The organism is Nonomuraea sp. NPDC051298 (assembly GCF_055586305.1).
In genome coordinates, this window is sequence record NZ_JBVJIM010000005.1 from 500,039 (window position 1) to 522,576 (window position 22,538).

The 22,538-nt window shown below is 72.3% G+C and carries 21 protein-coding genes; 13 read left to right on the forward strand and 8 right to left on the reverse strand.

The features are described from left to right. Positions 1-3 precede the first annotated feature (3 nt). A complete protein-coding gene (locus ACZ6S0_RS19355; RefSeq protein ID WP_465919173.1) occupies positions 4-981 on the reverse strand; it encodes an aldo/keto reductase in 978 nt (325 codons plus the stop codon). After that, positions 978-1,328 carry a MerR family transcriptional regulator gene (locus ACZ6S0_RS19360; RefSeq protein ID WP_465919176.1) on the reverse strand — a complete coding sequence of 117 codons (351 nt, stop codon included), beginning with the start codon at positions 1,326-1,328 and terminating at the stop codon, positions 978-980. Before ACZ6S0_RS19360 ends, ACZ6S0_RS19355 begins: the two co-directional genes overlap by 4 nt. 225 nt (positions 1,329-1,553) lie before the next feature. Here ACZ6S0_RS19360 and ACZ6S0_RS19365 point away from each other — a divergent pair, with 225 nt between their 5' ends. The 5 genes from ACZ6S0_RS19365 to ACZ6S0_RS19385 all read left to right on the forward strand — a co-directional run bounded on the left by ACZ6S0_RS19365 (position 1,554) and on the right by ACZ6S0_RS19385 (position 5,550). Next, positions 1,554-2,174 carry a DUF998 domain-containing protein gene (locus ACZ6S0_RS19365; protein ID WP_465919178.1) on the forward strand — a complete coding sequence of 207 codons (621 nt, stop codon included), beginning with the start codon at positions 1,554-1,556 and terminating at the stop codon, positions 2,172-2,174. 69 nt (positions 2,175-2,243) lie between these two features. Continuing rightward, positions 2,244-2,702, forward strand: coding sequence for a universal stress protein (locus tag ACZ6S0_RS19370; protein ID WP_465919181.1), 459 nt, complete (start codon positions 2,244-2,246; stop codon positions 2,700-2,702). Positions 2,703-2,751: 49 nt separating this feature from the next. Next, entirely contained in the window at positions 2,752-4,041 is a 1,290-nt protein-coding gene (locus ACZ6S0_RS19375) for an APC family permease (protein ID WP_465919186.1), read from the forward strand. 105 nt (positions 4,042-4,146) lie between these two features. Next, positions 4,147-5,124 (forward strand): phosphotriesterase family protein, encoded by a 978-nt coding sequence (locus tag ACZ6S0_RS19380; RefSeq protein WP_465919190.1) that lies wholly within the window; start codon positions 4,147-4,149, stop codon positions 5,122-5,124. Between the two features lie 39 nt (positions 5,125-5,163). Then, on the forward strand, positions 5,164-5,550 hold the full coding sequence (locus ACZ6S0_RS19385) for an STAS domain-containing protein (protein ID WP_465919194.1): 387 nt from the start codon (positions 5,164-5,166) through the stop codon (positions 5,548-5,550). 328 nt (positions 5,551-5,878) lie between these two features. On the opposite strand, the gene ilvD is transcribed toward ACZ6S0_RS19385, so the two are convergent. Both ilvD and ACZ6S0_RS19395 read right to left on the reverse strand, forming a co-directional pair. Next, a complete protein-coding gene (gene ilvD, locus ACZ6S0_RS19390) occupies positions 5,879-7,528 on the reverse strand; it encodes a dihydroxy-acid dehydratase (protein WP_465919198.1) in 1,650 nt (549 codons plus the stop codon). 67 nt (positions 7,529-7,595) lie between these two features. Next, entirely contained in the window at positions 7,596-8,816 is a 1,221-nt protein-coding gene (locus ACZ6S0_RS19395; protein ID WP_465919200.1) for a saccharopine dehydrogenase family protein, read from the reverse strand. Between the two features lie 97 nt (positions 8,817-8,913). On the opposite strand from ACZ6S0_RS19395, the gene ACZ6S0_RS19400 reads away from it, so the two are divergent. Further along, complete coding sequence (locus ACZ6S0_RS19400; protein WP_465919205.1) at positions 8,914-9,612, forward strand: TetR/AcrR family transcriptional regulator; 699 nt, start codon at positions 8,914-8,916, stop codon at positions 9,610-9,612. 200 nt (positions 9,613-9,812) lie between these two features. On the opposite strand, the gene ACZ6S0_RS19405 is transcribed toward ACZ6S0_RS19400, so the two are convergent. The 3 genes from ACZ6S0_RS19405 to ACZ6S0_RS19415 all read right to left on the reverse strand — a co-directional run bounded on the left by ACZ6S0_RS19405 (position 9,813) and on the right by ACZ6S0_RS19415 (position 14,070). Further along, entirely contained in the window at positions 9,813-10,793 is a 981-nt protein-coding gene (locus tag ACZ6S0_RS19405; protein ID WP_465919208.1) for a hypothetical protein, read from the reverse strand. A gap of 103 nt (positions 10,794-10,896) precedes the next feature. Then, positions 10,897-13,395 carry a Tex family protein gene (locus ACZ6S0_RS19410; protein WP_465919211.1) on the reverse strand — a complete coding sequence of 833 codons (2,499 nt, stop codon included), beginning with the start codon at positions 13,393-13,395 and terminating at the stop codon, positions 10,897-10,899. 240 nt (positions 13,396-13,635) lie between these two features. Beyond that, on the reverse strand, positions 13,636-14,070 hold the full coding sequence (locus tag ACZ6S0_RS19415; protein WP_344878066.1) for an RpiB/LacA/LacB family sugar-phosphate isomerase: 435 nt from the start codon (positions 14,068-14,070) through the stop codon (positions 13,636-13,638). A 110-nt stretch (positions 14,071-14,180) separates the two neighbouring features. Between ACZ6S0_RS19415 and ACZ6S0_RS19420 the strand changes: the two genes are divergently transcribed. From ACZ6S0_RS19420 to ACZ6S0_RS19450, 7 genes are read left to right on the forward strand one after another with little or no spacing between them, the layout of a single operon-like run. Then, complete coding sequence (locus tag ACZ6S0_RS19420; RefSeq protein ID WP_465919216.1) at positions 14,181-15,260, forward strand: DUF917 domain-containing protein; 1,080 nt, start codon at positions 14,181-14,183, stop codon at positions 15,258-15,260. Continuing rightward, a complete protein-coding gene (locus ACZ6S0_RS19425) occupies positions 15,253-16,884 on the forward strand; it encodes a hydantoinase/oxoprolinase N-terminal domain-containing protein (RefSeq protein WP_465919219.1) in 1,632 nt (543 codons plus the stop codon). The genes ACZ6S0_RS19420 and ACZ6S0_RS19425 overlap by 8 nt, the downstream gene beginning before the upstream one ends. Before the next feature lie 22 nt (positions 16,885-16,906). Next, complete coding sequence (locus tag ACZ6S0_RS19430; RefSeq protein WP_465919222.1) at positions 16,907-18,511, forward strand: ABC transporter substrate-binding protein; 1,605 nt, start codon at positions 16,907-16,909, stop codon at positions 18,509-18,511. Between the two features lie 2 nt (positions 18,512-18,513). Then, positions 18,514-19,530 carry an ABC transporter permease gene (locus ACZ6S0_RS19435; RefSeq protein WP_465919224.1) on the forward strand — a complete coding sequence of 339 codons (1,017 nt, stop codon included), beginning with the start codon at positions 18,514-18,516 and terminating at the stop codon, positions 19,528-19,530. Further along, positions 19,527-20,375, forward strand: coding sequence for an ABC transporter permease (locus tag ACZ6S0_RS19440; RefSeq protein ID WP_465919226.1), 849 nt, complete (start codon positions 19,527-19,529; stop codon positions 20,373-20,375). Before ACZ6S0_RS19435 ends, ACZ6S0_RS19440 begins: the two co-directional genes overlap by 4 nt. Beyond that, positions 20,372-21,109 (forward strand): ATP-binding cassette domain-containing protein, encoded by a 738-nt coding sequence (locus ACZ6S0_RS19445; RefSeq protein WP_465919227.1) that lies wholly within the window; start codon positions 20,372-20,374, stop codon positions 21,107-21,109. Before ACZ6S0_RS19440 ends, ACZ6S0_RS19445 begins: the two co-directional genes overlap by 4 nt. Next, positions 21,106-22,008 carry an ABC transporter ATP-binding protein gene (locus ACZ6S0_RS19450; RefSeq protein ID WP_465919229.1) on the forward strand — a complete coding sequence of 301 codons (903 nt, stop codon included), beginning with the start codon at positions 21,106-21,108 and terminating at the stop codon, positions 22,006-22,008. The genes ACZ6S0_RS19445 and ACZ6S0_RS19450 overlap by 4 nt, the downstream gene beginning before the upstream one ends. On the opposite strand, the gene ACZ6S0_RS19455 is transcribed toward ACZ6S0_RS19450, so the two are convergent. Beyond that, positions 22,001-22,468: a MarR family winged helix-turn-helix transcriptional regulator gene (locus ACZ6S0_RS19455; protein ID WP_465919231.1), complete on the reverse strand. Its 468-nt coding sequence runs from the start codon at positions 22,466-22,468 to the stop codon at positions 22,001-22,003. The genes ACZ6S0_RS19450 and ACZ6S0_RS19455 overlap by 8 nt on opposite strands. Positions 22,469-22,538 lie beyond the last annotated feature (70 nt).

Below are 22,538 nucleotides of genomic sequence, written 5' to 3' on the forward strand. Positions count from 1 at the left end.
CGGTCAGCGCTCGATGTCGGCCATGACGGCGTAGCGGTCGCCGCGTACGGCGTCCGCGGGCACGGCCTTCACCAGCGCGTCGAGCTGCTCGGGCGTCAGCGTGACGTCCGCCGCGGCGGCGTTCTCCTCCAGGTACGCCAGCCGCTTGGTGCCCGGGATGGGCACGACGTCCTCGCCCTGGGCCAGCAGCCAGGCCAGGGAGATCTGGGCCGCGGTCAGCCCGGCCGCGTCGGCGATCTTCTTCACCTCGGCCGCCAGCGCCCTGTTGTGCTCGGCGTTCTCGCCGGTGTTGCGCGGCATGCGCCGCCGGAAGTCGTCGGCGGACAGCTCGTCGGCGCCGGGCATCGCGGCCGACAGCAGGCCGCGGCTGATCGGCGAGTACGCCACCAGCCCGACCCCCAGCTCCCACGCCGTGGGCCGGATCTCCGTCTCCAGACCCCTGGTGAACAGCGAGTATTCGCTCTGCAGGGCCGCGATCGGGTGCACGGCGACGGCCCTTCGCAGGGTGTCGGCGCTCACCTCCGACAGCCCCAGGTGGCCCACCTTGCCCTGCTCGACCAGCTCGGCCATGGCCCCGACCGACTCCTCGACGGGCACGTCGGGGTTGCGGCGGTGCATGTAGTAGAGGTCGATGTGGTCGACGCCGAGGCGGCGCAGCGAGGCGTCGCACGCCGCCCTGATGTACTCGGGACTGTTGTCGATCGAGCGGCCGCCGCTCTCGTCGCGCCTGATGCCGAACTTGGTGGCCAGCACCACCTCGCCGCGCCGGTCCTTGATGGCCCGGCCGACCAGCTCCTCGTTGGCCCCGCTGCCGTACATGTCGGCGGTGTCCAGGAAGTTCAGGCCGAGGTCGAGCGCGCGGTGGATGACGGCGACGGACTCCCGTTCGTCGCCCCGGCCGTAGAACTCGGACATGCCCATGCAGCCGAGCCCGAGTGCCGAGACCCGCAGGCCGTCGCGGCCGAGGGTGCGCCTGTTCATTCCATCCCCCCATAAGAGTCGATCTTGTGATCCAGCACCTTCAGGTCCTGGGTCAGCTCCGCGATCCTGGCCCGAACGCGCTCCCTGTGCAGCTCCAGCATCTCCTTGCGCTCGCCGGAGGTGTTGCGGCCCATGCGCCGCAGCTCGGCGTACCGGCACATGTCGGAGATCGGCATGCCCGTCGTGCGCAGTTTGGTGAGGAAGTCCAGCCAGACGAGGTCGGCCTCCGCGTAGTCGCGGTGCCCGCTGCTGTTGCGGCCGACCGAGTGGATGAGCCCGATACGCTCGTAATAGCGCAGCGTGTGAGCGCTCAGCCCCGAGCGCGCCGCGGCCTCCTGGATCGTCATGCCTTCCAGGGTGGCCCTTGGAGCGCACTCGAAGTCAAATCGGGTGTCGCCGGGTACGGCCCACTGCCCCCACCCTGAGGGGGCAGGCCCTACCCAGGGTCACGTATGAGCAGGTCGGCGGCCCTCCTCAGGGGTCGATCCGACCAAGGTATTAAGGGATCGTTCAGGGCCGCTTCGGGCCGATCTCCGATGTCCGCGAAGCCCGCGTTCCACGAGCTTTGAGGCATGAAGGGATTGCTCGTCAGCGGGTTCGCGGCCATCGGCGCGGGAAGCGGCGCCATGCTCACCCTGCACGCGGGGTCGGACCTCGACCCGATGCACAGCGTGATCAGCGAGTACGTCTGGCAGTCGGCCGGCTGGCTGCTGCCCGCCTCGCTCACCCTGTTCGCCGTGGGCTCCGCGCTCATCGCCGAGGCGCTGCGCCGTGCCGGGATGAGCCGCTGGGTCGTCGCGCTGCTGGTGGCGTGGGGGGCGAGCATGTTCATGATCGGGGCCTTCCCGACCGACCGGCCGGGGGTGCCGCTGTCGCTGTCGGGAGGCATCCACCGCTACGCCGCCTTCGCCGCGTTCCTGGCGATGCCGGTGGCGGGGCTGCTGCTGGCCAGGGCCAGGATCCGGTACGCCAGGGCCGTGCGCGTGCTGAGCGGAGTGGCCCTGGGGGCGCTGCTGCTGGTCGTGATCCCGTACGTGGTGCGCATGTTCGGCATCCCGCTGTCCAACGACGACATCCCGGCGGGCCTGACCCAGCGGGTCGTGGTGGTCACCGAGCTGGGCGTGCTGGCGCTGGCCGGGCTGTCGATGCTCAGACCGGCGGCCAGGCGGGGCGTGTCGCCCATCATGGCCTGACGGCCGTCAGGCGTGAAGTCCGCCGAGAGGGAAAGAGGGAGGGCCCCGAACTCTTGAGGAAGTGGCGACATGACGATTCTGATCGCGTACGACGGGTCCGACGACGCCAAGGCCGCCATCGCCTTCGCGGGCGAGATGTTCCGCGGTGAGGAGGCGGTCGTGCTGACGGTGTGGGAACGGCTGGCGATGACCTCGGCCAGGGCCTCGGCGGGATTCCTGGTGGCGCTCGACCAGACCGGCGCCGAGGACGAGGCACTCGCGGAGGCGATGCGGGAGCTGGCCCGGCGCGGCGCCGAGCTGGCCCGCACGGCCGGACTGGACGCGAGCCCGCGCTGCGACGTGGACTCCGTGGCCGTCTGGTCGACCATCGTGGACGTGGCCGACGAACTGGACGCCAAGCTCATCGTGACCGGCACCAGAGGGCTGGGCGGGGTGCGTTCGCTGCTGCTCGGCAGCACGTCGGACCGGGTGCTGCACCACGCCCGCCGCCCGGTGCTGGTGGTCCCCGGGCCGGACAGGCACGGCTGAACGTTCACCCCCCGTTGCCGCGACCTGTCGGTGGGATACGGCAGAGTGGGTGCCCCCCGATGAGGACGTGAAGGAGGCGGGCACCTTGCCGGAAGCGCTGGCGCGGCGGCTCGGCACCGGCGACGCGGTCGTCGTTGGCCTGAGCGCGATGATCGGCGCGGGCGTGTTCGCCGCGTTCGCGCCCGCCGCCGCGGTCGCCGGCCCGTGGCTGCTGGTCTCGCTCGCCCTCGCCGCCGTGGTGGCCTACTGCAACGCCACCTCCTCGGCCCGGCTGGCGGCCCTCTACCCCGAGTCCGGCGGCACCTACGTCTACGGCAGGCGGCGCCTCGGCCCGCTGTGGGGCTATCTGGCGGGCTGGGGCTTCACGGTCGGCAAGACCGCGTCCTGCGCGGCCATGGCGCTCACGTTCGGCGCGTACGCGCTGCCCGGTCTCGAACGCCCGCTGGCCGTCCTCGCGGTGGCCGCGCTGACCGTGCTCAACCTGTTCGGCGTACAGCGCTCGGCGGGCGTGGCCCGGGTGCTCGTGGCGTTCGTCCTGGCCGTGCTCGTCGCCGTCATCGCGGCCGGGCTGTTCGGCGACGACGTGGCCACGTTCGGCTGGTTCGCCGACGTGCCCGCCCCCACGATCGACGTCTGGGGCGTGTCGCAGGGGGCCGGGCTGCTCTTCTTCGCCTTCGCCGGATACGCCAGGATCGCCACCCTCGGCGAGGAGGTGCGCGATCCCGCCCGCACCATCCCCCGCGCGGTCGGGATCGCGCTCGGCATCACGCTGGCCGTCTACGCGCTGGTCGCGGTGGCCGCGCTGCGCACGCTGAAGCCGGAGCTGCTCGCCGCCTCCCAGGCGCCGCTGGCCGACCTGGTGCGGGAGGCGGGGTTCGGCTGGCTGGCGCCCGTGGTGGGCGTGGGGGCCGCCGTGGCGGCGCTCGGCGCGCTGCTGGCGCTGTTGCTGGGCGTCTCGCGTACGGTGCTGGCCATGGCCCGCGAGCGCGACCTGCCGGGCGCCCTGGCCGCCGTCGACCCGGTGCGCCAGGTGCCGAGACGGGCGGAGCTGGCGGTGGGCGCCGCGGTGATCGTGCTGCTGCTGGTGGCCGACCTGCGCGGGGCGATCGGGTTCTCCTCGTTCGGCGTGCTGGTCTACTACGCGATCGCCAACGCGAGCGCGCTCACGCTCGGCCGCGACGAGGGCGCGCCGCCCCGCGTCGTCCCGGTGGTGGGGCTGGTGCTGTGCCTGGTGCTGGCGGCGACGCTGCCGCTGGTGTCGGTGCTGGCGGGGCTGGCGGTGCTCGCGGCCGGGCTGGTGATCTACCTGGCGCGGCGGGGGCGCACGACGCGCGCGTGACGGCGTGGTGGTCGACGGCGTAGTGGCTGACGGGGTGGTGGTTGACGGTGGTCGCGGGGCGGCCTACGGTGGCGCCACACCGACCAGCCGGTATGGAGGCGCCGCATGCCCACCGTCGAGACCCTTCGCGGCCCCGTGGACGTCGGAGAGCTGGGGCAGACGTTGATGCACGAGCACGTGTTCGTCGTGGCCACCGAGCACCTGGACAACTACGGCAAGGGCGCCTGGTGGGACGAGGAGTACCGGGTGGCGGACGCCGTCACCAAGCTCAACGCGGTGGCCACGAAGGGCGTGCGGACGATCGTCGACCCGACGGTGTGGGGGCTGGGCCGCTACATCCCGCGCGTCCAGCGCGTCGCCGAGCAGGTGCCCGGCCTGCACATCATCGCCGCCACCGGCATCTACTCCTACGAGGAACTGCCCCACCAGTACGAGCACCGCGGCCCCGGCCTGCTCTTCGACTGCCCGGACCCGATGATCGACGACTTCGTCCGCGACCTGACCGAGGGCATCGCCGACACCGGTGTGAAGGCGGCCTTCCTCAAGTGCGTGGTCGAGGCCAAAGGGCTCACGCCCGGCGTCGAGCGCATCTGCCGGGCCGTGGCACAGGCGCACGTACGCACCGGGGCGCCGATCACCGTCCACACCAACCCGTTCGCCCAGAGCGGGCTGATCGCGCTCGACCTGTTCGCCAAGGAAGGAGTCGACCTGCGGAAGGTGGTCGTCGGGCACTCGGGCGACAGCAACGACCTCGACTACCTCATGCGCCTGGCCGACACCGGCGCGATACTCGGGATGGACCGGTTCGGTCTCGACGTCTACAACCCGACCGCGCAGCGCGTGGCCACGATCGCGGCGCTCTGCCGGCGGGGATACGCCGACCGCATGGTCCTCAGCCACGACGCCGCGTGCTTCATGGACTATTTCGGCGGCGCCTGGGACGACACTCTCGGTACGCTGGCGCCGAACTGGCGCTACGATCACATTCACGACGACGTCTTGGCCGCGCTGCTTGGCTCGGGTGTGACCGATGACCAGATCGAGCAGATGCTGGTGTTCAACCCGATGCGCTACTTCTCGTAAAGTGGGGATCGGGAAAGCGACGCGGGTAGGTGGAGCTGGGTGACTTCGGAGCAGGCCTTGTCGATCAGCCTCGGACTCCAGGGACCCTGCGTCATCGCACGGCTCATGGGGGATTTCGACTTCGGCTCCGCGGCGGAGGTCCGCGACCGCGTCACCAAGGCACTCGATCTCGCTCAACCCCCGCTGCTCGTCATCGACATGGAGGCCGTCAGCGTCTGCGACTCCTCCGGCCTGTCGGTGCTGGTCTACCTGCACAAGGCGGTCACCGCCTCGGGCGGGCGGCTGTTGCTGTCGGGGCTCAACGGCAGGTGCAAGCACCTGTTCGCGATCACCGCGCTGGACAAGTTCTTCGACATCCGCAGCACGGCCGAGCTGGCCATCGCCGAACTCAACGACGCGGGCGACGCGCCGCCCTTCAACGAATAGTCCTGCGCGGGTGGTCCTGTGCGGGCAGGACTTTACGAGCGGGACTGTGCGGGTGCTCTCGCGCGGGCAGCGGAAAGGGGCCGGCCGGTGGTCGGCTCGGCCCCCTCGGGCTCACGCGGTGACGAGGAGTGCCACCCCGATCAGCACCACGACCGGGACGACCCACATCACGGCCTCCACGGCGAACTCCTTGAGCATCGCGTCAGTCTCCTTCGAAGTGAGGGCGGTGCCATGTCACTGCGCAGTGTAGCCGTCCGCACGGATTGTTCGATCCCTGGTCCCGGACCGTGACCGCCGCCTACAGACCGTGACCGTCAGGCCGTGACCGTCAGATCGTGACCGCGCCGTCGGAGGCGGAGGCGACCGTGGCCGCGTACTTGGTCAGCACCCCTCGTTCGACCACCCGTTCATGACGCCGCCAGGAGGCCCGGCGCGCGGCCAGTTCGGCCTCCGGCACCAGCAGGTCCAGGGTTCCGGCCGCGCTGTCGATCACCACCGGGTCGCCGTCGCGTACGAGGGCGATGGGCCCGCCCCGGTACGCCTCCGGCGCCACGTGCCCGATCACCAGCCCGTGCGAGACCCCGCTGAACCGGCCGTCGGTGACCAGCGTCACCGAGGTGCCCAGGCCGCGCCCGACCAGGGGCCCGGTGATCGAGAGCATCTCGCGCATGCCGGGGCCGCCCGCCGGGCCCTCGTACCGGACCACGACGACGTCGCCGGGTACGATCCGGCCCTCCTGGATGGCGGCGTAGCAGGCGTCCTCCGAGTCGAAGACCCGGGCGGGGCCCTCGTGGCGGAAGTCGTCCTTGCCGCCCAGTTTGAGCACGCAGCCGTCCGGCGCGAGCGAGCCGCGCAGGACGGCCAGCGCGCCGCGCCGCTTGAACGGCGCCGCCGCGCTCGCCACGACCCGCTGGCCCGGCGTCTCCCTGGCCTGCGCCGCGACCTCGGCCAGGGTGCGGCCGTCCACCAGCGTGACGTTCTCGCGCAGCAGGCCCGCCTCCAGCAGGCGGCGCACCACCAGCGAGGTGCCGCCCGCCCGCCACAGGTCGAGCGCCGTGTGCTCGCCGCCGCTGGGCTTGAGCCCCGTGATGATCGGGACCTCGCGGCAGACCTCGCCGATCCGGTCGATCGCCAGCGGCAGCCCCGCCTCGCGGGCGATGGCCAGCAGGTGCAGGACGGCGTTCGTGGAGCCGCCCATGGCGGCCACCGACACGATCGCGTTGTGCAGCGCGTCCGGGGTGAGCACGCGCGAGGGGCGGGCATCGCGCGCCAGCGCCTCCATGGCGATCTCCCCGACCCGGCGGGCCGCCGCGCCCTTCTCTTCGGCCACCGCCGGGATGTCGCCTGTCCCGAACGGCGCCAGGCCGAGGAAGTCGGCGACGGCGGCCATGGTGTTGGCGGTGTACTGGGCGGCGCAGGTGCCCGCCCCTGGACAGGCGTGCCTGGCCAGGTCGTCGAGGTCGGCCTGGTCCATCCGGCCGACCTCGCGCTCGCCGAGCGCCTCCCACAGGTCCTGGATGGTCACGTCGCGCCCCCGCCAGCGGCCGGGCATCATGCTGCCGCTGTAGAGGACGACCGACGGCACGTTCAGGCGGGCCAGCGCCATGATCGCGGCGGGAACGGTCTTGTCGCAGCCCACGATGGCCACCAGCGCGTCGAACCCGTGAGCCCGCCCCATCAGCTCGATCGAGTCGGCGATGACCTCCCGGCTGACCAGCGACGCGCGCATGCCCGGGGTGTGCATGGTGAGGTTGTCGGAGACCGCGACGGTGTTGAACTCCATCGGCAGGCCGCCCGCCGCGCGCACCCCGTCGGCCACCTGGGCGGCCAACTCGCGGTGGGTCAGGTTGCACGGCATGGTGCCGGTCCAGGTGGAGGCGATGCCCACCACGGGGCGGCGCAGTTCCTCGTCCGACACGCCCATGGCGTACAGGTGGGAGCGGGCCGGTGCGCGGTCGGGATCGTCGGCGATGCTCACGGGGCTACCTCCGAGGTACGGTTCGCGGCGCCTCAATGATCCCTCGCCCGGTTCCGCGAGGCTCTCCCTACTGCTCGCGCAGGCCCCACGGCGAGCCGTACTCGACGAGGAGGTCCAGGAACGGGCGCGGCTCGAACGCCTCGGGCCCCAGCACGCCCGCGCCCCGCCAGACCCCGCCCGCCAGCAGCTCCAGGGCGACCACCGGGTTGACCGCGGTCTGCCAGACGACGGCCTGGGAGCCGTACTCGCGCATCGACCACTGGTTGTCCACCACGTGGTAGAGGTACACCTCGCGCGCCCGTCCGTCCTTGACGCCCTTCACCCAGGTGCCGGCGCAGGTCTTGCCGTGCATGCGCTCGCCCAGTTCGGCCGGGTCGGGCAGCACGGCGGCGACCACGTCGCGCGGCGACACCCTGGCCGTGCCCTGGTCGGTCCTGACCGCGACCGGCTCGGTACGGTCCACGCCCAGCGCGTGCAGCGTCTTGAGGGTGCCGATGAACTCCTCGCCCAGGCCGTACTTGAACGTCACCCGCTGGGCCGGGATCCACCGGGGCACCAGGACGACCTCCTCGTGCTCGACGTTCACGCACTCCACGGGGCCGATCCCGTCGGGGAAGTCGAAGATCTCGGGCTCGCTGAACGGCTCGGTGGTGAACCAGCCGCGGTCCTTCTCGTAGATCAGCGGCGGGTTGAGGCACTCCTCGATCGTGGTCCAGATGGAGAAGGAGGGGGCGAAGTCGTAGCCCTCGACGGTCAGGTTGCCGCCGTCCCTGATGCCGATCTCCTCGATCTCGTCGAACAGCTCGTCGGCGGCGTAGCGGGCGAAGACGTCGGCCAGGCCGGGCTCGACGCCCATCCCGACCAGCGCCAGCCTGCCCTTCGCGGCCCACTCGGGCGCGCGGGCGAACTGCTCGTCGCCCAGCATGACCCCCACCTCCTCGTACGGGCGGTCGGGGTGCGGCCTGGACATCGACATGGCCATGTCGAGGTAGTCCGCCCCGGCGGCCAGCGCCGCCTCGAACAGCGGCAGCACGAAGCGCGGGTCGGTGGCGTTGAGCAGGACGTCGCAGCGGTGCTCGGTCAGCAGCGCGGTGACGGCGTTCACGTCGGCGGCGTCGATCCTGGCCGGGGTGAACCTGGTGGCGTCCTGGCCCAGGGCGGCGACGGCCGCCTTGGCGCGGGGGAGGTCGAAGTCGGCGACCACCATGTGGTCGAAGAACGGGCGGCGGGCGGCGATCCGGGTGATGGCGGTTCCCACGCCGCCGGCTCCCACAAGAAGGATACGCATGACGATAAATCCCCTTTTGAAATCTTTTGGGGGGTGTGTCGTTCATCCAACGCTTGTAGGGTCGTCAACGTCAATGGTGTTGGCGTAAGGAGCGCTGATGGCCAAGCGGGTGGTGCCGGAGGCGGGGCGCAGGCGGCGGCGTCCCACCAAGCAGGGGCAGGTGCTGTCGCACGGGCTCATCGTGGAGACGGCGCTGCGGATGCTGCGCGAGCACGGGGCCGCCGGGCTGACCGCCCGCCGCCTGGGCCTGGCGCTCGGGGCCGACGCCAGCACGATCTACCGCTACTTCCGTGGCATGGACGACCTCATCCTCGCGATCGCCGACGAACTGGTCGGCCACGCGATGGCCGACTGGCGGCCCACCGGCGACTGGCGGGCCGACCTGCGTGAGCTGGGGCTGCGCATCCATCACGCGTACCAGGCCCATCCGCAGGCCGCGGTGCTGACCGCCAGCCGGGTCACGGGGCGGCCCAACGAGGTGGCCAGCGACGAGACGATCCTCGGCATCCTGCGCGGGGCCGGGTTCGCGAACGGGGACGCGGTGCGGATCTATCACGCGTTCATCGACCAGAGCCTCGGCTTCGCCATCCTCGACGCCGCCACGCTGGCCCTGCCGACGGCGGCGCGGGAGGCGGACGAGGAGGTGTGGCGCGACACGTACGCGCGGCTGCCGGCGGGCACCCATCCCAACATCGCCGCCACGGCGCCGCTGCTGGTGGCGCGGATGAACGACAGCGCGTACCCGGCGGCCCTCGACATGCTCCTGTCGAGCGCGGCTGCCCAACTCGAAAAGTAACCACCCCGCCTTCGGCCCACCCCGCCTTCGGCCCACCCCGCCTTCGGCCCGGCCCGGCTGTCCCAGGGCGCGCCCGGTTGTCCCAGGGCGCGCCCGGTTGTCCCTCTCCGTCTCCTGGTCATTCCCGGCCTTGGGCTCTGCCTTGGGGAGGGGCCTGGGCGGAGGGCTGGCGAGGAGAACTTCGGGTCAGGGCTCCGGGGTCAGGGCTGGTTCTTCGCGAGGCGTTTGCCGAGTCCGGCCAGCGAGTCGTCGGCCATGAGCGCGGGCAGGCGGGGCGCGTCCGCGTCGATCTGGCGCAGTACGGCGGGCTGGTCGCCGCAGTGGCGGGTCCACGCCCGGACGACCTCCGGCATGGCCGCGACCGCCTCGTCCGACAGGAGCGCCTCGCGGGGCAGCCACGAGGTCAGGAACTGCGACACCCGCCCCGGGCTCCACCACAGCGGCCGGTCACCGACGAACTCGGCCAGCTTCCCGAACGCCTCCCGCGCCCCCGGCAGGTCGGGGACCGCCTGGAAGACCGCCACGGTGTCGTCGGAGGCGCCGCGTACGGGACCGGGCACGGACAGCGCACGGGCGACCGCCAGCGGGCGGACCGCGGCCAGCGTGTCGGCCACGGCCGCCCCCATGATCCGGTCACCCAGCTCGAACGCGTCGAGGACCCGGCCCGCGACCACCCCTGGGTCCGCCTCGCGCAGGCCCAGGTCGTCGAGGAACTTCCGCTCCTCGACCAGCGCGTCCACGGCGAGGCCGCCCTGGGGCTGGTCGATGCCGGTGACGACGATGTGGGGCTCCTTGCCGTTGTCGTACCGGAAGGCCAGGACCGCCAGGACCTGCTCGCCGTAGGGGTCGGCCTTGCCGTACCAGGCGCCGTCGCCGGTCACCCGGCCCATCCGCCGTGCCCAGCCGGGCAGGCCCTCGGCCACTGCGCCGCCGGCGGCCGTGAACGGCCTGTCGTCGCCCGCCGCCTCCGCAGGGCCGTTGACCGCCGCCAAGGCCGCCAGGGCCAGACGCGCCTCCTGGCCGCCGTCGTCCGCCGCGCGCCGCAGGAACTCCTCCGCCTGCCCCGCCGCCTCCAACTCGGACGTGAGCCGGGCGGCCCACAGCTCCGTACGCAGCGGGGAACGCCACCGGAGCAGGTCGCGGGCCTGGGTGATCGCCGTGTCGAACGCAGTGCTGCTCACCCTCAGACCGTATCGCCACACCCGCCCCACAGCGAAGGAACGGCTCCACGGGACCGGCCGCCCTTCCCCCGGAAGACGGCGGCCGTGGCGCGGGAGCCCGCGGTCAGCGGTTGTCGCCGCCCAGGCCCGCCTTTCGCAGAGCCTCGGCCATGGCGCCCGTGGGAGCCGGGCGGTCCTGGCGGCGCTGACCGCCCCGCTGGCCGTCTCCGCGCCCGCGCTGGCCACCGTCACCGTTGCCCCGGCCGCGCCCACCATCGCCACGCCCGTCACCGCGTCCATCGCGCCCGTCGCCGCGCCCGTCGCCACGGCCACTGCCGCCGCGCCCGCCGTCGCCGCGCCCGTCACTCCGTGCGCCGTCGCCGCGGCCGCCCTGGCCACGGGACTGCTGGCCGTCGCGGCGGGCGGTGTCCTGCGGACGGCCGGGGCCCTTGCGGGAGCTGTCGCCCTGCTGCTGGGCCGCGGTCTCGTCCTCCAGGCGCAGGGTCAGCGAGATGCGCTTGCGCGGGATGTCGACGTCGAGGACCTTCACCCGCACGATGTCACCGGGCTTGACCACGTCGCGCGGATCCTTGACGTAGGTGCGCGACATGGCCGACACGTGCACCAGGCCGTCCTGGTGCACGCCGATGTCGATGAACGCGCCGAACGCCGCCACGTTGGTGACCACGCCCTCCAGGATCATGCCGGACGTGAGGTCGGAGATCTTCTCCACGCCCTCCTTGAAGGTGGCCGTCTTGAAGGCGGGACGCGGGTCGCGCCCGGGCTTCTCCAGCTCGCGCAGGATGTCGGTGACCGTCGGCAGGCCGAACGACTCGTCGGTGAAGTCGTTCGGCTGGAGCGAGCGCAGCGCCGCCGTGTTGCCGATCAGCGTCTTGAGATCGGTCTGGGCGGAGGTCAGGATGCGCCGCACCACCGGATAGGACTCCGGGTGCACGCTGGACACATCGAGCGGGTCGTCGCCGCCCGGGATGCGCAGGAAGCCCGCACACTGCTCGAACGCCTTGGGCCCGAGCCGGGGCACGCTCTTCAGCGCCGAGCGGGTGCGGAACGGGCCGTTGGCGTCGCGGTGGCGCACGATGCCCTCGGCCAGCGTGGCGCCGATGCCCGACACGCGGGTGAGCAGCGGGGCGGAGGCCGTGTTGACGTCGACGCCCACGGCGTTGACGCAGTCTTCGACGACCGCGTCGAGCGAGCGGGAGAGCTTCGACTCGGCGAGGTCGTGCTGGTATTGGCCGACGCCGATCGACTTCGGGTCGATCTTGACCAGCTCGGCCAGCGGGTCCTGCAACCGGCGGGCGATGGAGACCGCGCCGCGCAGCGACACGTCGAGCTCGGGCAGCTCCTGCGACGCGTAGGGAGAGGCGGAGTAGACCGAGGCGCCCGCCTCCGAGACCACGATCTTGGTGATCGACGGCATGTGCTGCACCAGCTCGGTGGCCAGCTTGTCGGTCTCGCGGGAGGCCGTGCCGTTGCCGATGGCGATCAGCTCGACCCCGTGCCGCTGCGCGAGCGCGCCCAGCGCCGCCAGCGACTGCGCCCACTGCCGCTTGGGCTCGTGGGGGTAGATGGTCGTGGTGTCGACCACCTTGCCGGTGGTGTCGACCACGGCGACCTTCACCCCCGTACGCAGGCCGGGGTCGAGCCCCATCGTCGGCCGCGCCCCGGCCGGAGCGGCGAGCAGCAGGTCGCGCAGGTTGGTCGCGAACACCCGCACCGCCTCGTCCTCGGCCGCCTGCCACAGCCGCATGCGCAGGTCGATGCCCAGGTGCACGAGGATGCGGGTGCGCCAGGCCCAGCGGACGGTCTCGCCCAGCCACTTGTCGGCCGGGCGGCCCTGGTCGGAGACGCCGAACCGGGAGGCGATGCGCAGCTCGTAGTCGGGGCTGTCGTCGGGCTCGAGGGTGACGGAGAGCACCTCCTCCTTCTCGCCCCTGAACATGGCCAGGATCCGGTGGGAGGGCAGCTTCGGGAACGGCTCGCCGAACTCGAAGTAGTCGGAGAACTTGGCCCCCTCCTCTTCTTTGCCCTCGCGTACCTGCGACACCAGCCGGCCATGGCTCCAGAGCTGCTCGCGCAGGCCGCCGATGAGGTCGGCGTCTTCTGCGAAGCGCTCGATGAGGATCGCCCTGGCCCCTTCGAGCGCCGCGCCCGCGTCGGCCACGCCCTCGGTGACGAAGCCCTCGGCGGTGGCGGACGGGTCGAGCGTGGGGTCGGCGAGCAGCCGGTCGGCCAGCGGCTCGAGGCCCAGCTCGCGGGCGATCTGCGCCTTGGTGCGCCGCTTGGGCTTGTAGGGCAGGTAGATGTCCTCGAGCCTGGCCTTGGTCTCGGCGGCCATGATCTGCTCGCGCAGCTCGTCGTCGAGCTTGCCCTGGGACTCGATGGACTCCAGGATCGCCGCCCTGCGCTCCTCCAGCTCGCGCAGGTAGCGCAGCCGCTCCTCCAGCGTGCGCAACTGCACGTCGTCGAGGGCGCCGGTGGCCTCTTTGCGGTATCGCGCGATGAACGGCACGGTCGCGCCGCCGTCGAGCAGATCGACGGCCGCCTGCACCTGCCCGTCGCGTACGCCGAGCTCTGCCGCGATCCGCTGGTGAATAGAGAGCACTTGCCTGCCTTTCGATGGTCCCGCCGGTCAATTGTGCAGGACTACGCCGTCTTTCATGACCAGAGTGCGCGCAGGGTGAACGACCACCGCACTCCGCCGGGGCGGTGTGTCGGTCATGCCCAGCACCCTAAACGGCGGCGCCGACGATTTCCGTCGCTCCGCGGCGCCTGTTCCGAACCGAGGCGGGAAGTGAACTCAGACCGTACCCGGAACCCGGCCGGGGAAGAAGCAGGACCGCGGTCAGATCTCGGCGAGGTGGGAGACGTTGGCCACGTCGGCGGCGTCGGCGCTGGGCCGTCCGGCGAACCAGGCGTCGAGGATCTCGTCGAGCACCACGTCGGAGGTCAGGCGGAGGCTGAGGGCCAGGACGTTGGCGTCGTTCCACTTGCGGGCCCCGTCGGCGGTGTAGGCGTCGAGGCACAGGGCGGCGCGCACGCCGGGCACCTTGTTGGCCGCGATCGACGCGCCCGTGCCGGTCCAGCAGCACACGACCGCCTGGTCGGCGCGGCCCTCGGCGACGTCTTTGGCGGCCAGCTCGGAGGCCCACGCCCAGTCGTCGCGTTCGCCGTCGTTGAGCGCGCCGTGGGTGACGACCTCGTGGCCGCGCCCGCGCAGCTCCGACACGACCCGCTCGGCCACCCCGTCCTTGCTGTCGGCGGCCACCGAAATCCGCATGCGCCCTCCCGGTCTGCTCGGTCCACCCCACATCTACCACCGCGTACGGCCGACCGCAGCGGCGTGTGGGGTGGCGTAATGGGCTGGTATGTGCTTGGTTGTGGCGCCATATGAGTCATACGAGTATTGACGAGAACGACATCCCGCCCCTGGCACGGGGATGCGCCGTCCTGGGCACCGGCGGCGGGGGAGACGTGCGTACCGGCTCGCTCGCCGCGATCAGGGCCATCAGGACGTACGGCCCGGTGCCCCTGATCGCCCTCGGCGACCTGCCGGAGGACGCCCTGGTCGTGCCGCTGTCCGGGATCGGGGCCCCGACCGTCAGCCACGAGATGATCCACGGCGAGGACGAGCCCAAGCGCATCGTCGAGCAGGTCGAACGGATCTTCGGCCGCCCGCCTGCCGCGATCATGTCCTCCGAGATCGGCGGCTCGAACGGGATCGCCCCCGTCGCCTGGGCCGCCCAGCTCGGGGTGCCGCTGCTCGACGCCGACGGCATGGGACGGGCCTTCCCCGAGGTCCAGATGGTCTCCATGTACGTGGCGGGGCTCCCCACCGAACTCGTGATCATGTCCGACGTCGCGGGAAACGTGGTCACCATCCGCCCGGTCGACGGGCTGTGGTCCGAGCGCCTGGCCCGCGCGGTCTGCGTGGCCGCGGGCTCGCACGCGCTCATGGCCGACTACGTCCTCACCGCCGGACGGGCCAGGGGCGCGGTCATCGAGGGCACGGTCACGCGCGCCCTGGAGGTCGGCCGGGCCACGGAGGGCGCCGCCGACCCGCTCCGCGCACTCCAGGACCGCCTCGGGGCCGCCAGGCTGGTCACCGGCAAGCTGACCGACGTGGAACGGCGGACGACGGGCGGGTTCGTCCGCGGCACGGCCACGATCGAGGGCACCGGCGCCGACCGCGGCCGCCGCCTCACGCTGGAGCTGCAGAACGAGAACCTGGTCGCGATCGAGGACGGCCGGGTCCGCGCCATGGTCCCCGACCTCATCACCGTCGTGGACACCGAGACCGCCGCCGCGATCCAGACCGAGGCGCTCAGGTACGGCCGGCGCGTCACGGTGCTCGCCTGGCCCTGCGACCCGCTCTGGCGCACCCCCAAGGGCCTGGAGACGGCCGGGCCGAGGGCGTTCGGATACGACCTGGACTACGTCCGTGTGGAGGACCTGGTGACGCATGCCTGACAAGGGCCCTGACCAGCCGACCGCTCACGACTCCGGCCGCGACCTGCGCGTCGGGATCGACGTGGGCGGCACCAACACCGACGCCGTGGTCCTCGACGCGGACGGCCGGGTGATCGCCAAGGCCAAGCGTCCGACCACCCCCGAGGTGACCGACGGCCTGCGGGCCGCCCTGGACGCCGTGCTCGCCCAGGTGGAGCGGCGCGGCGACGTCACCCGCGTCATGCTCGGCACCACGCACGCCACGAACGCCATCCTGGAGCGGCGCGGCCTCGGCCGGGTGGCCGTGCTGCGGCTCGGCGCCCCCGCCACCACCGCCGTGCCCCCGCTGTCCGACTGGCCCGACGACCTGCGCAAGGCCGTCTCGGCGGGTGAGGCGATCGTGCCCGGCGGCCATTACGTGGACGGCCGCGAGATCAGCCCGCTCGACCTGGACGCCGTCCGCCGCTTCCTCGACGGCGTACGAGCCGACGCCGTGGCGGTGACCAGCGTGTTCAGCCCGGCGGACGACGGCCACGAGCGCCGGGTCGCGGAACTGATCGGCGCCGAGTACGGCCTGCCCGTCTCGCTGAGCCACGAGCTGGGCTCGCTCGGCCTGCTCGAACGCGAGAACGCGACGGTGCTGAACGCCGCACTGTACGGCGTCGCCGCCCACGTCACCGACGCCCTCGTCACGGCGCTGGCAGAACGCGGCATGAGCGCCCGCCCCTACCTCGCGCAGAACGACGGCACGCTCATGACCCTGGAGCACGCGGCCCGGCTGCCGGTCTCCACGATCGGGTCGGGCCCGGCCAACTCGCTGCGCGGGGCCGCGTACCTGTCGGGGGTGGCGGACGCGATCGTGGTGGACGTGGGCGGCACCTCCACCGACCTGGGCGTGCTGGCCGGGGGCTTCCCGAGGGAGTCGGCGGCGGCGGTGGAGATCGGCGGCGTCCTGACCAACTTCCGGATGCCCGACATCCTGGCCATCGCGCTGGGCGGCGGCACCGTGGTGCGCGGCGACGGGGTCGGCCCGGACTCGGTCGGCTACCGGATCACCGAGCGGGCCCTGGTCTTCGGCGGGCCGACGGCGACGATGACGGACGCGGCGGTGGCGGCGGGCCGGGTCCCGCGCGAGGCCGAGGGCTGGCGCGAGCGGCTGCGAGCGGCCATCCTGGCGCACGACTGGCCCACTCCGCAGGAAGCGGGTGACATGTCGGAAAGAATCGACGACATTCTGGAAAGCGCGGTCGCCCGAGCCGACGAGAAGGTCGTCGACGCCGTGGACCGCATGGCGCTCGGCCGGACCGATCGGCCCCTGGTGGCGGTGGGGGGCGGGGCGTTCCTGCTGCCCGACGTCATCCCCGGCGTGAGCCGGGTGATCCGCCCCGAGCACGCCGAGGTGGCCAACGCCGTGGGGGCCGCCATCGCACTCGCGAGCGGCAGAGTCGATACGATCTTGCCAGCGGGAGAAAGCCGGTCACGGGCGATCGAAGGCGCCAAGGAGGAGGCGCGGGCGCGAGCCGTGGCGGCGGGGGCCGACCCCTCCGCGGTCGACATCGTGGACCTCATCGAGGTGCCGCTGAGCTATCTCTCCGAGCCCGCCGTGCGGGTGCACGTCAAAGCAGCCGGACCCCTCGCCCGGTGAACATCGAAAGGATCCCCCCACCATGCGCTGGCACAAGCGTCTGCTCGTCGCCGGGGTAGCCGGTGTCCTCGTCCTGACCGCCTCCGCGTGCGCGGGCGGCCAGGTGCGCGGCGCCGGCGGCACACCCGGCCCTCAGGCGAGCGGCGGCACTCCGGCCGCGCAGGCCAACGACCGCACGTTCGTCTACGCGCCGAACCAGGACGTGGTCACCGACTGGGACCCGGCGACCTCCTACTCCAACGAGATCATCGCCCTTTCCAACATCTACGAGGGCCTGACCAGGTACGACTCCGCGACCAAGGAGGCCACGCCACGCCTGGCCACCGAGTGGACGTCGTCCGACGACGGCAAGGAGTGGACGTTCAAGCTGCGGCAGGGCGTGAAGTTCCACTCCGGCGCCACCATGGACGCCGAGGCCGTCAAGAAGGCCGTCGAGCGCACGATCGAGAAGAAGGGCGGCGCGGCCTACATCTGGGACCCGGTCGACGGGATCGAGGCCGTCGACGCGGGCACGGTGAAGTTCACCCTCAAGTACGCCGCCCCGCTCGACCTGGTCGCCTCCTCCGGCTACGCCGCCTGGATCTACGACGTTGACGCCGTCGACACCGAAGGGAAGAAGACCGCGGGCACCGGGCCGTACACCGTCGACTCCTGGCAGAAGGGCAAGGAGACCGAGCTGACGCTGAAGGCGTTCGAGGGTTACTGGGGCGGCTGGAAGCCGGAGCAGTACAAGAAGGTCGCCTTCCGCGTCACGCCCGAGATCACCACCGCCTGGCAGCTCCTGCAGAGCGGCGAGGTGAGCTTCGTCGACCGCCTCAACCCGCAGCTCTTCGCCCAGGCCGGCACCACGGAGACCGTGCAGACCGCGCAGTCGCCGTCGTTCCAGAACCTGCTGGTGCTCTTCAACACCGCCGACGGCCCGACGAAGGACGTCAAGGTGCGGCAGGCGCTGCAGGCCGCGATCGACTACGACGGCCTGGCGGCGTCGCTGGACGGCGCGGGCAGCAAGGGCAGCGGGCTGGTGCCGCAGGGCCTGCTCGGCCACGCCGCGGGCATGGAGCCCAAGCAGGACCTGGCCAGGGCGCAGGCACTGCTCACCGAGGCCGGGTACGGCCCCGACAATCCCGAGCTGAAGCTCAGCCTCACCTACGGCATCGGCGACGAGGACCAGAAGCTGCTGGTCACGTTGCTCAGCTCGGCGCTGAAGCAGCTCAACGTGACGCTCGAGGCCAAGCCCATGAACTGGAGCGCCCAGTGGGACCTGGGCAAGAAGGGGGGCCAGGACATCTTCGTCATGTACTGGTACCCGGACTATCCGGACGCCTACTCCTGGTTCCTCAACGTGTTCAAGAGCGCCGACCAGCCGCAGTTCAACCTCTCCTACCTCGACGACGGCGAGATCGACGCGGCCATCGACAAGCTGCCCGAGCTGACGGCCACCGACAAGCTGGCCGCCAGTCAGCAGTACGCGGAGCTGCAGAACAAGATCATCCAGGAGCAGGCGGCGGTGGCGGTGCCGTACGTGCAGACGTACCAGCGCGCGCTGTCCTCCGAGGTCCAGGGATACGCGGACAATCCCGCCTATCCCAACGTGGTCTTCTTCTACGACCTCACGCGCGCCGGCTGACCATGCTGCGCCATCTGGCCCGCCGGCTCGGCCAGGCCCTCCTGGTCGTGGCCGGCGTGGTCGTGCTCACGTTCGCGGTCATGCGGCTGGTGCCCGGCGACCCGGCGGTGGCCTTCGCCGGGCCGAAGGCCACGCCCGAGCAGCTCGCCGAGGCCCGCGCGCGGTTCGGGCTGGACGACCCGCTGCCCGTGCAGCTCCTGACCTACGTGCGCGACCTGGTCACCGGCGACTGGGGCGTCAGCCTGCGGACCAGGCAGCCCGTCCGCGACGACCTCTACCTCGCCTTCCCCGCCTCGCTCGAGCTGGTCGGGGCGGCCCTGCTGCTCGCGGTCGTCGCGGGCATCCCGCTCGGCGTGCTCGCCGCCCGCCACAAGACCCGGCTCCCCGACTTCGGGGTACGGCTCGGCAGCATGCTGGCCGTCTCCGTACCGGTCTTCTGGCTGGCCCTGGCCCTGCAGACGGTCTTCGCCGGCAACCTCGGCTGGTTCCCCATCGCCGGCGAGTACGACTCCTCCCTCGACACCACCAGCCCCCTCACCCTCTGGACGAACATCACCGTCGTCGACGCCCTCATCACCGGCAACTGGCCCATCTTCACCAGCACCCTCCATCACCTGGTGCTGCCCGCGCTCGTCGTGGCCGCCTACCCCACGGGCGTCATCGCCCAGATGACCAGGGCCGCGCTCATCGAGGAGTCGGGCCAGGACCACACCAGGCTGGAGCGCGCGCTGGGCTTCGGCGAGACCTCCATCCTGACCAGGTTCGCGCTCAGACCGGCGCTCAACCCGGTGCTGTCGCTGATCGCCCTGGTCTTCGCGTACGCGATCGTCAACGGCTTCCTCGTCGAGGCCGTCTTCAACTGGCCGGGGCTGGGCCGCTACGCCGCCGAGTCGATCCGCTCGCTGGACACCCCGGCCATCGCGGGCGTCACCCTCCTGGTCGCCCTGGTGTACGTGCTGGCCAACCTGGTCGTGGACGTGCTCCAGGGCTTCGTCGACCCCCGGACGAGGACGCGATGACCGACGTTCAACCGCTGCGCAGGACGCTGCCGCGCGTCCCCGACCGGTTCGCCGCGTTCGGGGCGGTGCTCCTGGCGGCCGTCGTGCTGGCCGCGCTGCTCGCGCCGTGGCTGGCGCCGTACCCGATGGACGAGCCCCGGCCGCTGGAACGCCTCCTGCCGCCGAGCGGCGCCCACTGGTTCGGCACCGACCAGGTCGGGCGCGACGTGCTCACCAGGATCCTGTACGGCGGGCGCACCTCGCTGTTCATCGCCGTGGCCGTGCTGGGCGTCTCGGCGGCGGTGGGGGTCGCCCTGGGCGTCGTGGCCGGGTACGCGGGCGGCTGGGTCAGAGACGTGATCATGCGGGTCACGGACGTGTTCCTGGCCTTCCCTGCGCTGCTGCTCTCGCTGGCCCTGGCCGTCGTGCTGCAGCCCAGCGTGAACACCGTGATCCTGGCCATCGCGGTGACGTGGTGGCCGTGGTACACGCGGCTGTCCGCGTCCGTGGCCGCCTCGATCGCCACCCGGAGCTACGTGGACGCCGCCCGGTGCCTGGGCGTGCCCGCCCCGCTGATCATCGTGCGGCACGTGCTGCCGAACTCGCTCACGCCCGTCCTGGTGCAGATCTCGCTGGACGCGGGCGGGGTGATCCTGACCTCGGCGGCGCTGTCGTACCTGGGGCTGGGGGCGCAGGAGCCGACGGCGGAGTGGGGGCTGATGGTGCAGCAGGGGCAGACGCTCTTCACCACGAACTGGTGGGTGGTCACCTTCCCCGGGCTGGCGATCCTGGTGACGGCGTTCGCGTTCAACGTGCTGGGCGAGGGGCTGCGCAACGCGCTCGACCCCCGAAGGGTGGTCAGGTGATCGAGGTGCGTGAGCTGCGGGTGCGCTACGGCGGGCGGCTGGTCGCCGACGTGCCCGAGCTGGACGTGGGGCCCGGCGAGTGCGTGGCGATCGTGGGGGAGAGCGGCTCAGGCAAGTCCACGACGCTGCTGTCGCTGCTCGGTCTCACCGAGAACGCGGAGGTCTCGGGCGAGATCAGGGTGTGCGGGGTCGACGTACGTACGGCCTCCCCGCGTGCGCTCCGTGAGCTGCGGGGCGCGCGGGCGGCGCTGGTGATGCAGTCGCCGCAGGCCGCGCTCAGCCCGGCCACCCGCCTCGGCGTCCTGATGCGCCGCGCGCTCAAACTGCACGGCAGGGACGCCGGCGAGCAGGCCATGGCGCGGGCCGTGGAGGCCGTCATGCTCGACCCGGAGATCCTGCGCCGCTACCCGCACGAGGTCTCCGGCGGCCAGGCCCAGCGCTTCGCCATCGCGCTGGCCCTCTCCCTGGGCGCGGAGGTGATCCTGGCCGACGAGCCCACCAGCGCGCTCGACGTCACCGTGCAGGCCGAAGTGGTCGCCCTGCTGTGCCGGCTGCGCGCGGAGCGCGGCCTGGCGCTGCTGCTCGTCTCGCACGACCTGGCGCTGGTCTCGACGATCGCCGATCGGGTGCTGGTCATGAAGGACGGCGCGGTGGTGGAGTCGGGCCCGGCCGCCACCGTGCTGGCCGAGCCCGCCCACCCCTACACCCGCGAGCTGCTGGAGGCGCTCCCGTGACCCTGCTCAGAGCCGAACGGGTGACGCTCGGGTACGGCCGCCGCCCCGTCGTGCACGACGTGAGCCTGGACGTCACCGAGGGCGGCGTGGGCCTGATCGGGGAGAGCGGCTCGGGCAAGACCACGCTGGCCCGCGCGTTCCTGGGCCTCCTGGCCCCCATGTCGGGAAACATCTGGTACGGCGACCGGACACTCGCGAAGGCGGACCCGCGGCAGTTCCGCAGGGACGTCCAGCCCGTCTTCCAGGCCGAGGCGCTCGACCCCAGGATGCGCATCGGCCGCTCGGTGGCCGAGGCCCTGCCGCGCGCCGCCCGCTCCCGCGTGCCCGAACTGCTCCGGCAGGTCGGCCTCGACCCCGAGCTGGCCGGCCGCCGCCCGCACGAGCTGTCCGGCGGCCAGCGGCAGCGCGTGGTGATCGCCCGCGCGCTGGCCGTCGGCCCCCGCCTGCTCATCCTGGACGAGCCCACCAGCGCGCTCGACGTCACCGTCCAGGCCAGGATCCTCGGCCTGCTGGAGTCGCTGGACACCGAGCGCCTGCTCATCACCCACAACCTGGCCGTCGTGGAGCGGCTGTGCCGCACCTCGTACGTGCTCTTCGCGGGCCGGGTGGTCGAGTCAGGGCCGACGGCCGACCTCCTGGCCGCCCCCGCCCACCCCTACACCCGGGCCCTGCGCGACGCCGTGCCGAGGCTCGGCGGTCCCCCGCCCGTGGCCGGGTCGGCGAAGGGGGGCGGAACGGAGGCCGTCCCGGCGGCGACCGGGTGCGCGTACCGGCTGCGCTGCCCGCTGGCAGGGCCGGAGTGCGAGCGCCCGCCCGAGCTGAGGGACGTGCGCCCGGGGGACGCGCGGGGACGTCGGGTGGCCTGTCACCGGGCGGAGGACGTCCTCCCGGTCACTTGACCACTTTGAGTGTCCTCAGGTGGTCGTGGACGTCGTCGGAGAGCTTGCCCAGCAGCCGGGACAGCTCGGCCCTGTCGGCGTCGGACCAGCCCTCCAGGGCGCCCTCTATCCACGCGCCGGTGACCCGGCGGCACCTGCCCGCCACCTCGGCCCCCTCCTCGGTGAGCGCGATGCGCCAGGCCCGGCCGTCGTCGGGGTCGCGTACGCGCTCGACCAGGCCGCGCTGCTCCAGCGCGGCCACGTGCCGCGTCACGTGAGGGCTCTCCACCTGCAGGGTCTCGGCGATCGAGCCGATCCTGCGGGGCTCGCCCGCGTCGAGCAGGGTGACGAGGACCTCGACGTCGGGCCGGTGCAGGCGGACGCCCGCGGCCTCGGTCAGCCGCTCGTGGGTCTTGCCGCGGTTGAGCGTGGTCACCAGCCGCCGGAACGCGGCCACCGTCACCTGAAGGTCGTCGTCCATCCGCTTGCTTACCTAACTTAGGTATGTAATATCTGTACTCGTTACTTACCTAAGTTACCTAAAGGAGCCG

What these genes read in the sequence shown, in the direction of transcription:
- ACZ6S0_RS19355 (WP_465919173.1), bottom strand. Translation starts at nt 981, where the DNA reads ATGAACAGGCGCACCCTCGGCCGCGACGGCCTGCGGGTCTCGGCACTC.
- ACZ6S0_RS19360 (WP_465919176.1), bottom strand. Translation starts at nt 1,328, where the DNA reads ATGACGATCCAGGAGGCCGCGGCGCGCTCGGGGCTGAGCGCTCACACG.
- ACZ6S0_RS19365 (WP_465919178.1), top strand. Translation starts at nt 1,554, where the DNA reads ATGAAGGGATTGCTCGTCAGCGGGTTCGCGGCCATCGGCGCGGGAAGC.
- ACZ6S0_RS19370 (WP_465919181.1), top strand. Translation starts at nt 2,244, where the DNA reads ATGACGATTCTGATCGCGTACGACGGGTCCGACGACGCCAAGGCCGCC.
- ACZ6S0_RS19380 (WP_465919190.1), top strand. Translation starts at nt 4,147, where the DNA reads ATGCCCACCGTCGAGACCCTTCGCGGCCCCGTGGACGTCGGAGAGCTG.
- ACZ6S0_RS19395 (WP_465919200.1), bottom strand. Translation starts at nt 8,816, where the DNA reads ATGCGTATCCTTCTTGTGGGAGCCGGCGGCGTGGGAACCGCCATCACC.
- ACZ6S0_RS19400 (WP_465919205.1), top strand. Translation starts at nt 8,914, where the DNA reads ATGGCCAAGCGGGTGGTGCCGGAGGCGGGGCGCAGGCGGCGGCGTCCC.
- ACZ6S0_RS19415 (WP_344878066.1), bottom strand. Translation starts at nt 14,070, where the DNA reads ATGCGGATTTCGGTGGCCGCCGACAGCAAGGACGGGGTGGCCGAGCGG.
- ACZ6S0_RS19420 (WP_465919216.1), top strand. Translation starts at nt 14,181, where the DNA reads ATGAGTCATACGAGTATTGACGAGAACGACATCCCGCCCCTGGCACGG.
- ACZ6S0_RS19425 (WP_465919219.1), top strand. Translation starts at nt 15,253, where the DNA reads ATGCCTGACAAGGGCCCTGACCAGCCGACCGCTCACGACTCCGGCCGC.
- ACZ6S0_RS19430 (WP_465919222.1), top strand. Translation starts at nt 16,907, where the DNA reads ATGCGCTGGCACAAGCGTCTGCTCGTCGCCGGGGTAGCCGGTGTCCTC.
- ACZ6S0_RS19435 (WP_465919224.1), top strand. Translation starts at nt 18,514, where the DNA reads ATGCTGCGCCATCTGGCCCGCCGGCTCGGCCAGGCCCTCCTGGTCGTG.
- ACZ6S0_RS19440 (WP_465919226.1), top strand. Translation starts at nt 19,527, where the DNA reads ATGACCGACGTTCAACCGCTGCGCAGGACGCTGCCGCGCGTCCCCGAC.
- ACZ6S0_RS19455 (WP_465919231.1), bottom strand. Translation starts at nt 22,468, where the DNA reads ATGGACGACGACCTTCAGGTGACGGTGGCCGCGTTCCGGCGGCTGGTG.